Genomic DNA, 16,191 nt, shown 5'->3' with positions numbered 1-16,191 from the left:
GAACGGGAACACGTCGCGGTACACGGGGGCGTCGGTGCCAAGACGTATCCATCACGTCAATCACGAAGGATGAGTGCATCGGTGAGCGTCGTCATCATCAAACGGCCGCCGCGGATAGCGCCGCCGGTCGTCCCGGACGGCGAGGTCAAACTGGAGACGCCGCCCGAGATCCCGCGCGAGGGCGAAGAGGGCATGCTGATGACCCTGCTGCCCATGATGGGCATGCTGGGTTCCGTCGGCTTCTTCTTCATGCCGGGTCTCCCCTCCTACATGAGGGTGGTCGGCGGGCTGATGCTGGCCTCGACCCTGGCCATGGCCATCGCCCAGTTCGCCAAGTCCCGGCAGGGCGGCGGCGCGGGGATGGCCCAGGACCGGCGCGACTACTTCCGGTATCTGGAGCAGGTCCGCAAGGACGTGCACAAGACCGCGGAGCTCCAGCGGCGCAGCCAGCTCTTCCAGCACCCCGACCCGGACCAGTTGTGGGCGGTCGCGGCCGACGGCAAGCGTCTGTGGGAGCGGCGCCCGACCGACGGGGACTTCGCATCCGTACGGATCGGCCGTGGCACTCAGCAGCTGAACACCCCGCTCGTCGCCCCGGAGACCGCTCCGAAGGAGGAGTTGGAGCCGCTGACCGCGGCGGCCATGAAGGCCTTCCTCGACGCGCACGGCAGCCTGTCGGACCTGCCCGTCTCCGTCTCGCTGCGCGCCTTCTACCACGTGACGGTGTGCGGAGACAGTGACACGGTCTACGGCAACGCCCGCGCTGCCCTGGCCCAGCTGGCGACGCTGCATTCGCCGGAGGACCTGATGGTCGCCGTGGTGGCGCACCCCTCCGCGGCGGCGGACTGGGACTGGATCAAGTGGCTCCCGCACAGCCAGCACCCGAAGGCCAAGGACGGAGCGGGCTCGGCCCGGCTCCTCTTCGACGACCTCGGGGAGCTGGAGGAGGCGCTGGCGGACCAGTTGGACGACAGGCCTCGCTGGAACCGGGACGCGAACCCCGTCTACGACCAGCCGCACCTGATCGTGGTGCTCGACGGTGGCACCGTGCCGCCGGACTCCGAACTCGCCAGTGCCGAAGGGCTCCAGGGCGTCACCTTCCTGGAGATCGCCCCGGGTGAGCTGGAGGAGGAGCTGCGCGCCGGTCTGACGGCCTATGTGAAGCCGGACAGGATGCAGCTGTTCGTCGGCCACGAGTCCGCGTACACCGGAAAGCCCGATGTGCTGAACGCGGCGCAGGCGGAGTCCCTGGCACGGCAGCTCGCCCCGTTCCGGGTCGGCTCGGCGGAGGAGGGCGAACCCCTTCTGTCCAACCTGGACTTCACCGATCTCATGGGCATCGGCGACGCCGGTTCCGTCGACGTCTCCCGCACCTGGCGTCCGCGCACGCTGCACGAGCGGCTGCGGGTGCCGATCGGTGTCGGCGAGAACGGCGAGCCGGTCATGCTCGACCTCAAGGAGGCCTCGCAGGAGGGCATGGGCCCGCACGGCCTGTGCGTCGGCGCGACCGGTTCCGGCAAGTCCGAGCTGCTGCGCACGCTGGTGCTCGGTCTCGCGGTGACGCACTCCTCGGAGACGCTGAACTTCATCCTCGCGGACTTCAAGGGCGGTGCGACCTTCGCGGGCATGGCGGACATGCCGCACACCGCGGCCGTCATCACCAACCTCGCGGACGACCTCACGCTCGTCGACCGTATGCGGGACGCGATCACGGGTGAGATGCAGCGCCGGCAGGAGCTGCTGCGCACGGCGGGCAACTACGCCAATCTGCACGACTACGAGAAGGCCCGGGCGGCGGGCGCCGCCCTGGAGCCGATGGCCTCGCTGGTCATCGTGCTCGACGAGTTCTCCGAACTCCTCACCGCCAAGCCGGACTTCATCGACATGTTCATCCAGATCGGCCGTATCGGCCGTTCGCTGGGTGTGCATCTGCTGCTGGCGTCGCAGCGTCTGGAGGAGGGCAAGCTGCGGGGTCTGGACACCTACCTCTCGTACCGGATCGGTCTGCGCACCTTCTCCGCGGCCGAGTCCCGTACGGCGATCGGTGTCCCGGACGCCTACCACCTGCCGTCGATCCCCGGCTCCGGCTACCTGCGGTACGACACCGACACCATGGTCCGCTTCAAGGCCGCGTACGTGTCGGGGCCGTACCACGGCGAGGGCCCGTCCCGGGTGCACCGCTCCACCCAGCTGCGGCCCGCGCTGTTCACGGCGGAGCACGTGGCGCTGCCCCCGCAGCCCGTGATCGAGGACGCGGAGTCCGACAACCGGGTGGACGACGCGCTCGCCGACACCGTCCTGGACGTCATCGTGAACAAGATGGTCAACCAGGGACCGCCCGCCCACCAGGTGTGGCTGCCCCCGCTCGACGAGGCACCCTCGCTGGAACAGCTTCTCCCCCAGCTCGCCGTCACCCAGGAGCGCGGCCTGACCGCGCCCGAGTACACGGCGCTCGGCCGGCTCAACGTACCGATCGGCCTGGTGGACAAGCCGTTCGAGCAGCGGCGCGACGTGCTGTACCGGGACTTCTCGGGCGGTGCGGGCCACGGTCTGTTCGTCGGCGGTCCGCAGTCCGGCAAGTCGACTCTGCTGCGCACGCTCATCTCGTCCTTCGCCCTCACCCACACGCCTTCCGAAGTGCAGTTCTACTGCCTGGACTTCGGCGGTGGCGGTCTGATCTCGATGGAGGAGCTGGCGCACGTCGGCGGGGTCGCCAACCGGCTCGACGCCGAGAAGGTGCGCCGTACCGTCAGCGAGGTCGAGGGCATCCTGAACGCGCGCGAGGAGTACTTCCGCGCGAACAACATCGACTCGATCCAGACGTACCGACAGCGCAGGGCCTCCGGGCTGCTGCCCGACCAGCCCTGGGGAGACGTCTTCCTCATCGTCGACGGCTGGGCGACCTTCAAGACGGACTACGAGCTGCTCGAAGCGACCGTCACCGACATGGCGACGCGTGGTCTCGGCTTCGGTGTGCACGTGATTCTGACCGCCAGCCGCTACACGGAAGTGCGGCCGGCTCTCAAGGACATGCTGCAGAACCGCATCGAGCTGCGGCTCGGTGACCCGACCGAGTCGGAGATCGACCGCAAGGTCGCCCAGAACGTTCCCGCCACTGTCCCGGGCCGCGGTCTGAGCCTGGACAAGCTGCACTTCATGACGGCGCTGCCACGCGTCGACGGTTCGTCGGAGACGGAGGACCTGTCGGAAGCCACGGCGATCCTCGTCCGGGGCATCAACGACAACTGGCAGGGCAACCACGCCCCGGCCGTACGGCTGCTGCCCACCATGCTCGCCGCGGACCGGCTGCCCAAGGGCTTCGAGCACCCGGAGCGCGGTGTCGCCATCGGTATCGACGAGTCGGCGCTCGCGCCCGTCTTCGTCGACTTCGAGACGGACCCGCACTTCATTGTGTTCGGCGAGAGCGAGTCCGGTAAGTCCGCGATCCTGAGGCTGCTCATCAAGCAGATCACCGAGCGCTACACGCCCGATCAGGCGAAGATCGTCATGGGTGACTACCGGCGCGCCCACCTGGAGGGCGTACCGGATTCGCACCTGTCGCGCTACTGCGCGTCGGCACCCGCTCTGTCGGAGACGCTGGAAGGCCTGGCCGGTTCGATGAGCCGTCGTATGCCGGGTCCGGACGTCACGCCCGAGCAGTTGCGCAACCGCAGTTGGTACAGCAGCCCGGACGCGTTCGTCATCGTCGACGACTACGACCTGGTGGCGACGGGCATGAACCCGCTCGCCCCGCTCGTGGAGTACCTTCCCTTCGCCCGTGACATCGGCCTGCGCGTCATCATCGCGCGCTCCTCGGGCGGTGCCAGCCGGTCGCTGTACGAGCCGGTGATGCAGCGGATGCGCGAGCTCGGCGCCCAGGGCATCGTGCTCTCCGGCGACCGGTCGGAGGGTGCCCTGCTGGGCAACATCACAGGGTCCCAGTTGCCGCCCGGACGTGGGTACTTCCACACGCGGCGGCGCGGTGGGCAGCTGATTCAGACGGGGTGGCTGCCGGCGCGGTTCTGAGGGTCGGCTGCTTCGGGCCGGTCGGCTGCTTCAGGCCGGTCGGCTGCTTCAGGCCGAGGGGCGGTACCCGCGTGGGGTACCGCCCCTCTGTTCTGGGGTGATGTGGGGGTGGGTCTCGTGCGGGTGCCACCGCTAAGGTGGCGTTGCGACAGAAAATCGGCGACAGAAGAGTTGCGACAGAAAAGGCGAGCCACGGGGGGCAGTTGTGTCGTCGGACTACATGGACTCCGACCCCAAGGTCCTCAAGACCGAGGGCTACAACATGTACACGGTCGGCCAGGAGTGGGCCAAGGCCGTGAAGAGCCTGCAAGACGGGCTGACCGCCCTGGAGAAGGGTGACACCCCGCCGTGGGGCGACGACGACATCGGCGAGAAGTTCGGCGTCGTCTACGAGGGCCTGCGCGACGGCATGTACCAGTCGATGGGCAGCCTGGCGGAGCGGATCGCGGGGATGGGGATCGCCTTCACCAAGATGGGCGTGGCGCACGAGCAGAACGAGGCCAACGAGGCGGACATCTGGCGGAAGACGACCGCCGAGTACGACGGTCAGGTGAAGATGACGACGGGCATGCACTTCGAGCGTCGTCGGCAGGAGCCCTGACCTGCGACAACCACCCACGCGGGCAGCACCCGCACCAGTAGGGTGGGACGCGCACTTCGTTCACATGCCAGGAAGAGGCCCCGCAGCATGACCGAGGCACGGAACATCGAGGTCGAGACTCAGGTCGACACCCAGGTCGAGACTCAGGTCCAGATCAAGGCGCGCAAGGAGCGGGAGCGGGACGAGCTGTACGCCCTCGACATCTCGGGAGTCGAGTGGCACAGCGCGCCCGGTACCGAGGAACACGAGGAGCGGGTCGAGATCGCGTACCTGCCGGAGGGTGCCGTGGCCATGCGTTCGTCCCTCGATCCCGACACCGTGCTGCGGTACACCGAGGCGGAGTGGCGGGCGTTCGTACTCGGGGCCCGGGACGGGGAGTTCGACCTGGAACCGGCGCCGCACAACGGTGGGGTGTCGGCCGAGTAGTACGGGGGCGCGGGCGGCCGTCACGAGGGTGTGAGGAGGACTGGGCTTCGCCTCGGTCGGCCTCCGTTCGACACCTAAGATCGGCGTCGTACGCGAAGGCGTCCGCGATGGCGGAGGACGGGGACCCATGACCGGCTCGACCGAGCACTACGCACCGCACCCCCACATAGGCGGCCGAACCGCCGCGCTGCGCGCGCTCGCCGCATGGCGGGGTGCCGTGCCCGGCGCTCCGCGCGTGGTCGTGCTCACGGGCAGCTCCGGCAGCGGGCGTTCGCGGCTGATCACGGGGTTTCTGATGCTGTGCGAGCCGGAGTACCGCAAGCGGCTGCCACTGGAGGAGATGGATCCCTCGACGGTTCCGCCCGAGCTGCCGGCCCCGGCGGTACCGGCCCCCGACGGGTTGACCGCGGCCCAGGTCCTGTGGCTGCTCGCCGACCACTACGAGCTGAACGCCACCAGCACCAAGGACGTGTACGCCGAGCTGGCCGCACTCGACGAGCCGGTGACGGTCGTCGTACCGGACGTCGACCGCGCCGGTCCGGTACGGGCCGCGGGCGAGCCCGCACGGCTCGTACGGGAGGTGCTCGCGCCGCTGGCCGCCACCGAGACGATCCGGCTCCTGGCCGAGGTGCCTCGCCCGCTGGCCGCCGAGCTGGCCGAGGGGCTGCCGCCCGGCACCGTGCAGATCATCGATCTCGACGACCGTGAGTGGGCCGACCCCGAGGGCCTGGTGCTGCATGCCCAGGCGGCGCTGAACCCGGACTTCGGGGCACCCGAGCTGCCGTTCACCGTCGATCCCGCCGCTCGCCTCGCCCTGGGAGCGGCCATCGGCCGCCGGGCCGGGACCAGTCCATTGGTCGTCCAGCTCGCCGTCCACGGCATCCTGATGGCACCCGAGGGCTTCGACCCGGCCGACGAGAGCCAGCTGCCGACGTCCGTGGGAGAGGCCCTCGACCTGCACGCCAGACGACTCGGCGCCGACCCGCGAACACTACGGCTGATGCTGGCCCCGCTCGCCCTGGCCGAGGCCGACGGCATACCGGTCCACCTGTGGGCGCGACTGGCGAGCGCGGTCGCCGGGCAGGACATGAGCCAGGCCTTCGCGGGCGGGATGCTGCTCGCCGGGCCGTTCGTGCAGCCCGAGGAGCAGGAGGAGGACTCGGCGAACGGCGAGCGGACGCTGCTTCGACTGCTGCACCCGGCCATCGGTGACGAGATCCGTGCCGGCCTGCCGAGCGTCCGTGCCGCGCAGACCCAGATCTCGATGGCGCTGCTGGAGGCCGTGCCGGAGCAGGACTGGAGCAAGGCCGACCCCTACGTACGCGATCACATCGCGGGCCACACCCTGGAGGCAGGCCTGCTGCCCCAGCTCCTCACAGACCCGGGGCTGTTCGTGCACGCCGATCCGGTGCCGCTGCGCGCCGCCATCGACGCCGTCCCTACCGAGTCGCTCGGCGCGCCGGCCCGTACGTACCTGCGTACGGCCCCCCTGCTGACCCGTACCCAGGCACCCGCCGTGCTGCGCGCCGCCCTACTGGAGACCGCGTTCGTCGAGGACGGCCTGCCCGAGTACGCGGACGCCATACACCGCCTCGGCCTCGACCTGCCCTGGCAGACGCTGTGGAGCCGGTCCGTCCCCGGCATCAGCGCCATGACCGCAGGCAGCCTGCCCCACCCGGAAGGTCCGGCCACCCCCGTCGCCGTCCTCGTCGTACCCGCCGGCACGCCCGGGGCACGGCCGATCGGCGGCCCCGGCGAGGCGCACAGTTCCGCGGTGCTCGTCCTCGGTCTCATGCGACCGGACGACCTCGGCGGCACAGGCCCCGAGGTCGACCCCGGGCAGGTCCTGCGCCCCTCCGAGGAGGAGCGGGCCGCCGCCCCGCTCGGGCTGAGCCGCGGCGCCGACTACCTGCGCGTCTGGGACCGGGCGAGCCAGGAGGTCGTGGTTGCGCTGATCTCCGACACCCCCTTCACCGCCGCCGACCTCTCCCCCGACGGCATCCTCCTCGTCGCCACCGCGCGCGGGGCGAAGGCCCTCCGCATCCGCCCGGCCGACCCGGCGATAGCCTCGTAGCAACACCCCTTTCCCACGCCTATTTCCCACGCGTACGACCAGTCATTCTCGAAGGAGCCTTCCCTTGACCAGCCAGGAGCAGGCGCTCGCCCTCGCCGACCGTTGGCTCAACCCGGAAGGCTCGGCGGAGCCGCGCCGCGAGGTCCGGATGCAGGAGTTCGACCTGGGCTGGGTCGTGTGGGCCGCGCCTTCGGAGCCCGAGCGCGACCCGGTGACCGGGGAGCGCCGGCCGCCTGCCGAGATCGGCAACGCGTGTGGGGTCGTGGACCGCCGTACCGGCGAGCTGACGGTCTGGCCGTCGGTGCCGGTCGAGGAGGTCGTACAGATGTACCGGCAGAAGCACGGCGGCGCGGCACAGGGCGCGGGCGCGCCCGAAGGTGCCCGTCCGGTCACCGGCCCGGGCAACACCGCAGTCTTCACCTACACCGACCCGGCCACCGGCGAGGAGACCACCCTCTTCCGTACCTCCGGCCCGGGCCTGCCCCCCGCCGAGTACCAGGCGTGGGCCGACCTGCAGCAGCTGAACGTACCCGTCGGCAATGTCCTCGCCATCCACACCGACCTGCGCCCCAGCCTGCTGCCCGGCGGTTATACGGCCGAACTCCTCAACACCTTCCCCAACGCCCAGCTCTCCTGCTCGCAGAACTACGGTGCTCGTCCCGAGGCGCGTGCGGAGGGCATCGCGGCGCTGGTCGAACAGGTCGAGACGATGCACCGGATCGCCGGCCAGCAACCGCCGCCGCGGCCGCACCGCGTCCCGGTTCCCGCGCAGGTCACACCCGCGGAGCCGATGCGGGACGTGGCCCTCGGCCGCCACCTTGTCGAGATCTTCGGTGAGGACGGCGTACGTCGCTGGGACGCTGACGACATCGCAGACAGCCCGCTGCCGGAGCCCACCAAGTCGACGCTCACCTGGGCCGGCCTCCCCGCCGGCCTTCCCCTCTTCTTCACCGCCGACCGGCCCGACGCCCCTCCTGCCGGAGGCCTGTTCACCGACGTCGCCACGAATCTGCGCGAGCGCCGCAGCCCGGCCGACGAGGAGAAGATCGGTGCCTTGGCGCACCTGGTCCGGATCGGCTTCGACGGTGTCGCGGTGATCGCGGTGCAGTGCCGACCGGGTACGGGTCAGCCGGACGGCTTCGGCGCGGTCTGGGCCGTGGACCCGGTCACCGCCGCTGCTCGCTACGTCAACACCTCGGCGGCCGCCTTCGCCCGCTGCCTGGCGCTGCTCGCCACGGCACGGCAGCGGATGCGGGGGCTGGACCCGGTCGCGGCCGGCGGGGAAGTGGCGGCGCTGCAGGAGCAGTTGGTGGCTGTCGATGCCTCCGCGCTGGGCACTGTGGACACCTGGTGGTCGCTGATCGTCGAGCAGATGTGGCACGGGTTGTTCTGATCAGGCCCTCTGCAGATCCCCACTGAGAGAACACTGAGAGAACACTGAGGGAATGAGGAGAGCACCCTGTGACGTCGGACAACACGGCACCGCCGACCACCCCCGAGCAGGCCCTCGACATCGTCCGCAGCCGGTACGCACAACCCAAGCTGCCGGACGGCACACCCGCCCGACTGCGCGTCGAGGAGTTCGACATCGGCTACCTGGTGTACGCGGAGTTCCCGCCGGTCATGGACGCGGCCGGCCGCCCTCAGCCGGCGCAGCCCGGCGGCAGCAAGATCGTGGTGTCCAAGGAGACGGGCGAGACCGTCACCGTCCCCAACTACCCGACCGAGGCGGCCATCGCGCTGTACCGCAGACAGCGCCGGTGATCAGTACAGTGAGAACCCACCGCTGTGCCGCCCTTGGCTCCGCTTCTCCGACTGCGAGGCCTCACCCGCCGGGTTCCTCGGCTCTGAGGGCCCCGAAGAGGGGTTTCCACTCGTCAGTGGCTCTCCGTGCCTGATCTGCTCGCGCTCCTCCTCGGAGAGCGACTCCCACTGGCCGCGCAGGGACGCCATGCCACTGCCCAGGGTGCGTGCCACCGCAGGGTCGTCCAGGGCGTCGCGCAGGGCGAGACGGCCGGAGAGCAGCCTCTTCGCCGCGTCCTGCATGTCCTTGCCGACGCCGTCGGTCTCGGACAGCTTGCGCAGGGCGGAGTTCAGAGAACGTAGCTGCTCCGGTTCGAGGGCCTCGTCCAGCACACCGCGGTCCGTCGAAGTGCCGTGCGGATGCGGTGAGTTCTCGGGTTGCCTGGTCATGTCGCTTCTCCTCCTGCTCCTCGCGTCTCCGGCACCCGAAGTATCTCTCGTCACGCACGGATGCCATGCTGACCCCCACCCGACCGCCACCGGCCGAAGAGGAGAAGGACCTCGTTGTCATGGCTCAAACACAGGGCACAGGAAAAGGCAAAGGCACCGACCGCTCCGACCGTTCCCTCGCCGGTCTCGTCGGCAGAGCCTTCGGCCGCCTCGGCCGCTGGGGCGGCCTGGTCTTCCTCCTCGCGGGCCTCGCCCTGAGCGGATGGGGCGCGTACGAGGGGGCCTACCTCGCGGGATGGGCAGGCACGCACGGCACCCTGACGGTGAAGCAGTGCGAGGTGAGCTACCCGAACAACGCCTCACGCAGCAGCCATAAGAACCGCCGCCCCGTCCGCTGCGAGGGCACGTTCGTGTCCGACGACGGCAAGGGCAGGGACGCGGCCGCCGCGGTGCAGGTGAGGCATCGGTACGCGGACGGCGCCGAGCTGTCGGTGCAGCAGACGGACGCGCCGACGACAGCCACCTCCGCAGACGGTGACTACGTCCAGGGCGGCATGGACCGTGCCTGGCGTTTCTTCGGCGCCTTCTTCGGCGGCTGGGTCCTCACGGGCCTCGGCGTCTTCTGCCTCGCCACCGGATACGCGCCGTTCGGCCAGAGCCGTGTCTCGTACGACGAGGCATGGGATGCGGCAGGGCGGGGAGTGACGCGCTGGATCATGCTCGGGATGATCGGTGCGGGGCTCGCAGGAGCCGGGGTTTCATTCCTGGTCAGCTACTTCGTCTGACTCGCTTCGGTCATCTCGTCCGACCAGCCTCGGTCATCTCGTCCGACCGGCCCCGGTGCGGCATGGTCGACGCCGGAAGGTAGCCTGCGCCGGTCAACTTCGCGTTGATCTCTACTCGTTCAGTCAACCACCAAGTCTCCCAGGCATGTTGACGCCTCCACCGCAGTACCTAAATCCGTACAGGCAGCCGCAGCAGCCGTACGGGCAGCTGCAGGCACCGTATGGCGGCGGCCAGTTCACCGACGTACGCCGTGAGCGGTCTCGTATGTCGAGGCAACCGCCAGGACCTGCAACGGATTTGTGACAGCGCCCTCTGAAGCCGCCTGCGGGTGATTCCGTAAACTTTGCGGACGGCTGTACACCTGTGTGATTTCCCTTGGCCAATGAGGGAGTTGTACGGCCGAGTCGGCTGACGGGGGTGCTTTCTGCTGTGGCGATGATGCTGCCGGACGAGCTCGAATGGGTTCTCGAGATGCTCGGCTACCGCTGGCCGACGGCAAACGAGGACAAGCTCAGAGACTCGGCCGCCCTGTGGCGGAAGTTCGGCGACGACGTCACCGAACTGCACAGCACGGCAAACACCAGCGCCCGCCAGGTCGTCGCCCACAACGCCGGCGACTCGATCGACGCGTTCACCAAGGCCTACGCCAAGTTCGACGGTGGAGGCGGCGACGGCTACCTCGCGAACGCCGCCCAGGCCGCCTACATCATCGCGACCGTGATGGAGGCCTGCGCCTACCTCGTCGAGTTCGCCAAATGGGCGGTGATTGCCCAACTGATCGCCCTGGCCATCGAGATCGCCGCCGCCCAAGCCGCTGCTCCCTTCACCTTCGGCCTGTCCGAGGTCGGCGCACTGGGGGCGACCCAGGTCACCCGGATGATCGTGCGCCGTCTCCTCGACGAACTCAAAGAGGCGTTGATGGAGGCGATCGTCGAGGCGATGAAGGAGCCCGCGATCTCGATGATCGAGGCGATCATCACCGACCTGATCCGCCAGTCGGTGAACGTCGGCTTCGGCGCCCAGGAGGGCTACGACCTCGCCACGACCATCAAGAAGGGCACCGACGGCGCCTGGGATGCCATCAAGCAGACCCCGCAGACCCTCGCCGAGGGTGTGCGCGACAGTCTGGGTGCGAAGGCCGGCAGCCGCGCGCACCACGCCATCGACAGCCGTATCGACGGCTACGACGGAGGGTCGGGGACGTCGGGGAGCGACGGCGGGGACGGCGCGGGGGACAGTGACGGGAGTTCCAACTCATCGGATAGCGAGGGCAATTCGGGCTCGTCCTCTGATTCATCCTCCGATTCGTCCTCCGGCTCCTCCTCCGACTCGTCCTCGTCCCGCTCCGATTCCGACTCCAACGGCTCCGACTCGTCGGGGTCGGACTCGTCGCCGTCGACGCGTTCGGGTCACGGCGCGGGCGTGAACATAGGTGGCGGGATATCCGCCGACACCGGCGGCAGTGGTGTCGGTGGGCCGGATCTGGGTGCGGGGCCGGGGTCCGACGCCGGTTCCGGTTCCGACTCCGGGTCCGGGTCCGGTTCCGACTCCGGGTCCGGGTCCGGGTCCGGGCAGGATTCGTCCTCCTCGGACACGCCGTACGCCAGGCCGACACCGTCACATTCAGGTCCGTCGCTGTCGGACTTCGACGACCCCTCGCCCAGCGGAACGTCGCACGATGCTGGGGACTCGGGCGGTTCGTCCGGCACTCCGAGCACGTCCAGCCCTTCCCACTCCGGCGGCTCCTCCGTGTCCGGGCTCTCGTCGCCGACACCGCATTCCGTATCCACCCCCACCTCGTCCGGGGGTACGTCGCCGACAACGACGAGTGGCCACGGGACGATCGGCACCTCGATCGACAGCCTGGCCACCAGTGTCCCCACCCACTCCAACGCGGCGCCCACGCCGACGACGAGCGATCCGTCCCCGGCCGGTACGGGGGGCCGTTCGGATGGCGGCTCGGCCATACCTACGTCGCCCGTGGCGCCTTCCACCGCGGGTGGAGTGGCCGGCTCACACCACGGCGGGGGTACGTCCGGAAGTACGCCGTCCAGCGCGAGCCCCACCAGCCCGACTGCCAACTCGGGCGCGGCGAGGACCCCTTCCGCCGGCGCACCCGGCACACCCTCCTCCAGGGGAACCGGACCTGCGTCCACCCCGAGCCCCACGGCTCCGACGACGACGCCCCGAAGCACTCCCGCCCCAACAGCGGACGGGCGGGTTTCCGGTACGGCGGACGCTCGCGTGACCGGTACAGCGGACGCTCGCGTCACCGGTACAGCGGACGCTCGCACCGCGGGCACGACGGACGGCCGAATACCGACCCAGCGCACGCCCGGAAGCACGACGCCGGGCGACGGCACCACACCGCGGAACGCGCCCGGTACGACGCCGGGCGACCGCACACCGCCCCGCGACACCCCCGGCACCAGGCCGGTCGACGGCACCACACCGCGGAACACCCCCGGGGACACGACCCCAGGCAACCGCACCACCCCCGGTACGCCCCCGGGCGACCGCACACCGCCGCGCAACACCACGGACCCGACCGGCGGCACCCGTACTCCCACCCCAGGCCAAAACCCGGGTACGCCCACCCCGAGCCAGAACCCGGCCCAGTCAACTCCCCCCAGGACCGCATCACCGTCCACCAGCACCCCCACGACGACGCCCTCCACCTCGACCGGCACCGGATCCGATCGCACCTCGACACCTGGCAACGCCACTTCGAACTCCTCGACACCGGGAAACGGCACCCCGAGCTCCGCGAACCAGCCCGGCCCCGCCAGTAGCCCCACCACTCAGGGCACGCCCAGCACATCCGGCACCCGCAACCAGCCGGGCACCGGCACCGGCACCACTCCCAGCAGGCCTCCCCAGCAGCCCGCGGGCAGCACGCCCAACACCCCCAACACCCCGCAGCAGCCGGCCGCGCAGTCCAGCACGCCGCCGCAGAACACCCCGGCCAACCCGCAGCACCACCAGCAGCAGGTGACGGCGGTCCCGATCCACACCGTCATCCGCACCCCGAGCGCCTCAGCGTCACCGGCACACGCGGGCCCTGCCACGCCGCATCAGCCAGGCTCGCCCCAGGCCACTCCCGGCAGCCCTGACCACCAGCAGCACCCGCAGCAGGACAGCCTGGAGAACATCCGCGCCGACCTGGACCACTACCCGGGCGGCCTGTCCGAACCCGACCCCGCTGATCAGCAGGCACTGGTCGACGCCGTCCCGCACGACGAGGACGGCACCCCGCAGCGCTTCCCCGACCCCTTCGGCTCCTGGTCCCAACTCCAGAACGACGGTGGCAGCCAGGTCCCCGGACGCAGCAACAACTGCGCCGACTGCTCCCGCTCTTTCCTGGAAACCTGGTACGGAAACCCCCAGGTCTCAGCCCCCCGCACCCTGGATACCGACGAACACGGCAACCCCGACATCTGGTCCCCCGAGAACGACGCGAACGACAACCAGATCCGCTGGACGGGCGCCGCCCACACCTACGCCGGCCCCGGCGGCGACCCGAACACCGCCAACAACATCGCCTCGGTCCTCCAGCAAGCCGGCCACGGCTCAGCGGCCATCGTCCAGGTCGACTGGCCGAACAACGGGGGCGGCCACGCCTTCAACGTGGTCAACCACAACGGCAACATCGTCTGGATCGACACCCAGAGCGGAGAGGTCAGCCACGACCCCCTCCACATCGACAACGCCGAACACGTCTGGCACATCCCGCTGGACGCCAACCGGAACCCCATAGACACCAGCCAGCCGCACGCCGAGGGCTCCGAGCAAGAGACGGCCACATCTCAAGACGGGACTGACACCCCCCAGCAGGGAACCGAGGCCTCCCACCAGGACACGCACACCTCCCAAGAGGGGACTGACAACTCCCAGCCAGAGACGCACAACTCGGCTGAGCCAAACCAGGACCAGCAGACCACCCAGTCGGACCCCTCGGGAGAGACCCCGGACCATGGCTCAGCCGAGAACCCGGACAACACCCCCAGTGAGGACTCCGACCACCAGTCCAGCCACGACCCCTCACGACCGGACCCACTGCCCGCCACGGCCACCCGCGACACCAGCCCACCCGGCGGCGTCACCCACCCCACCCCCGCCGAACAGCAGGCCCTGAACAACGCCGTCCCCCGAGACGAAAACGGCGACCCCACTCGACCCCCAGACCCCGAAGACGGCCCCTGGGTCCAGCACATCAACGGCGACGGCTCCGGCACCTCCGGCCGCAACAACAACTGCGCCGACGTCGCCCTGTCCACGGTCGACACCTACGCCGGCAACCCCACGGCCGCCGCCGCCCGCACCCCCGACCTGGACGCCGACGGCAACCCCTCGGACCGCGGCGAAAGGGCCGGTCGCGACCGCATCGAAAACACCCTCGGCGCCCGCTTCACTGACCTGGGCAACGGCCGCGACGCCTTCAACCGCCTCGAAAACACCCTCCGCGACAGCGGCCACGGTTCCCAGGCTGTCATCATCACCCAGGACTCCAACGGCCGCGCCCACGCCTGGAACGCCGTCAACCACAACGGCAAGATCACCTACATCGACGCGCAAACGGGTCAGCACAGTTCGAAGCCGCTGCACAGCGGGAACAACGGGGTCTTCGCGATTCCGCTGGACTCGAACCGGCAGCCGGTCACCCCGTATAACGGCACCCAGTCACGCCCCGCAACAGAGCTGAGCTCTGACCGAGAGACCCCCGAGACGTCGGGCAGTATGGACCGCCGGCCCCCGGAGGATCCCGCAGGAGCCGACCCCGAGGGAGAGAAGTCCCCCGAGCGGCCGCGCGGCAGCGCTGAGTACGACACCGTTCAGAGTCCGGATGACACGCACTACAACATGCTCCCCGAGCCGTCCCAGGCTCACCTCCGGGAAACCAATGAAGTCCTGCAAACCGACCTCAAGCCCGTATACGACAACCTGAAGAAGTGGAGCAGCGACGGCGATCTCCGTTCCCTCCTCCACGACGCTCTCGCTGCTGAGCAGGGCGGTATCCGCAAGCAGACCCTGGTCGATGCCTTGCCCGGGTTCGGCGACATGACCGAGGGGCAGCAGGGGGCCGTCGTCGCGGCACTGGCCCGGATGGACCTCCGCTTTCATGCGACGAGCTCGGTCGGAATCGCGCTCGACCCCAATGCCGATAACCCGAACTCACCCACCAACTTCACTCCGACCACAGACGATCCGGAGAAGGCTGAGCGTTCGAACAAGGCCCGTGAGACCATCCAGAAACTCATGGACAAAGCAGGCATCAAGTCGGGCGGAGTGCATTACCACAACAGGCGCGACATACCGAATCGAGCCGGCCTGGAAGCGGCCATCGCCGATCGCATCGACGACGGCCAAGGACTCACCGACAGCGAGATCGAGGATGCAGTCCAGCAGGAGCTCAAGGCGCTCGAAGAGCACAAGGGCGACTGGTCACGTAAGAACTACGCCGTGGTCGAGGTACGCGATCCAGGGAACAACGAGATCCGGTATGTCGTGGACAGCTCGCTGCCGATGAGCCAGCCTTGGGGCTCCGGTGTCCACTCCGAGCCGCATGCCATGGACTGGATTCAGTCGGTGAACGAGAGGCGCGAAGCCGCCGGCCAGCAACCGTTCGAGCCCATCAGTCTCTATACCGAACGCGAACCCTGTGGCCACGCCTCTGGGAACGACTGCTCGGACTATCTGGCAAATGAAGTCGAAGACGGCCAGCCCGACGACGAGCTGGGTGAGGGAGAGAAGAAGAACAAGCTCCGCATTCACTATGGTGTCGGATTCCGCAGGGGCGCGATTGATGAGGATGCGGACCTCAGTCGGGACGACGGCACCACCATGACCCCCGCCGAGGCCAAGGACGAGGCCCGGGTCAAGTTCAAGGCCGACTTCAACAACTATGTGAACCGACTCAAGGGCGTTTGGGAGAGCAACGCCAAGTCAGGTCAGTAACGTCGAGGAACAGCACCACTGCTCATGGAAGGGATCACCCCAGTGCCCGAGATCAACGCTGAGGACTGGGCTCGCATCGAGATCTGGCGGGAGCTGCCCGCACGGCAGCGGCGGGTGTTCTCTGTACTCG

9 protein-coding genes are annotated in these 16,191 nt (G+C 69.3%); 8 read left to right on the top strand and 1 reads right to left on the bottom strand.

Features of this window, described 5'->3' with window-relative positions; all coding sequences use genetic code 11:
* Nucleotides 1-81: 81 nt before the first annotated feature.
* The 6 genes from eccCa (at nucleotide 82) to Q2K21_RS08720 (ending at nucleotide 8,891) form a co-directional block, all read left to right on the top strand.
* Nucleotides 82-4,026, top strand: coding sequence for a type VII secretion protein EccCa (gene eccCa, locus Q2K21_RS08745; protein ID WP_310768385.1), 3,945 nt, complete (start codon nucleotides 82-84; stop codon nucleotides 4,024-4,026).
* A gap of 220 nt (nucleotides 4,027-4,246) precedes the next feature.
* Nucleotides 4,247-4,627, top strand: a complete 381-nt coding sequence (locus tag Q2K21_RS08740) for a hypothetical protein (RefSeq protein ID WP_310768382.1) — start codon at nucleotides 4,247-4,249, stop codon at nucleotides 4,625-4,627.
* A gap of 87 nt (nucleotides 4,628-4,714) precedes the next feature.
* Nucleotides 4,715-5,053, top strand: a complete 339-nt coding sequence (locus Q2K21_RS08735) for a DUF397 domain-containing protein (RefSeq protein ID WP_310768379.1) — start codon at nucleotides 4,715-4,717, stop codon at nucleotides 5,051-5,053.
* Between the two features lie 127 nt (nucleotides 5,054-5,180).
* Nucleotides 5,181-7,127, top strand: a complete 1,947-nt coding sequence (locus Q2K21_RS08730) for an ATP-binding protein (protein ID WP_310768377.1) — start codon at nucleotides 5,181-5,183, stop codon at nucleotides 7,125-7,127.
* A gap of 64 nt (nucleotides 7,128-7,191) precedes the next feature.
* A complete protein-coding gene (locus Q2K21_RS08725; protein ID WP_310768374.1) occupies nucleotides 7,192-8,520 on the top strand; it encodes an SUKH-4 family immunity protein in 1,329 nt (442 codons plus the stop codon).
* A gap of 68 nt (nucleotides 8,521-8,588) precedes the next feature.
* Nucleotides 8,589-8,891, top strand: a complete 303-nt coding sequence (locus Q2K21_RS08720) for a hypothetical protein (RefSeq protein WP_310768372.1) — start codon at nucleotides 8,589-8,591, stop codon at nucleotides 8,889-8,891.
* On the opposite strand, the gene Q2K21_RS08715 is transcribed toward Q2K21_RS08720, so the two are convergent.
* Nucleotides 8,892-9,320 (bottom strand): hypothetical protein, encoded by a 429-nt coding sequence (locus Q2K21_RS08715; RefSeq protein WP_310768370.1) that lies wholly within the window; start codon nucleotides 9,318-9,320, stop codon nucleotides 8,892-8,894. It abuts the gene before it with no gap.
* Between the two features lie 119 nt (nucleotides 9,321-9,439).
* On the opposite strand from Q2K21_RS08715, the gene Q2K21_RS08710 reads away from it, so the two are divergent.
* Together Q2K21_RS08710 and Q2K21_RS08705 are read left to right on the top strand one after the other, a co-directional pair.
* Nucleotides 9,440-10,105 carry a hypothetical protein gene (locus tag Q2K21_RS08710; RefSeq protein ID WP_310768368.1) on the top strand — a complete coding sequence of 222 codons (666 nt, stop codon included), beginning with the start codon at nucleotides 9,440-9,442 and terminating at the stop codon, nucleotides 10,103-10,105.
* Between the two features lie 418 nt (nucleotides 10,106-10,523).
* The gene (locus Q2K21_RS08705; RefSeq protein WP_310768366.1) at nucleotides 10,524-16,061 is read left to right on the top strand and encodes a toxin glutamine deamidase domain-containing protein; all 5,538 of its coding nucleotides are present in this window, start codon (nucleotides 10,524-10,526) and stop codon (nucleotides 16,059-16,061) included.
* Nucleotides 16,062-16,191 lie beyond the last annotated feature (130 nt).

Source organism: Streptomyces sp. CGMCC 4.7035 (genome assembly GCF_031583065.1).
GTDB lineage: Bacteria > Actinomycetota > Actinomycetes > Streptomycetales > Streptomycetaceae > Streptomyces > Streptomyces yaanensis.
This window is presented reverse-complemented; position numbering and strand designations above follow the sequence as displayed.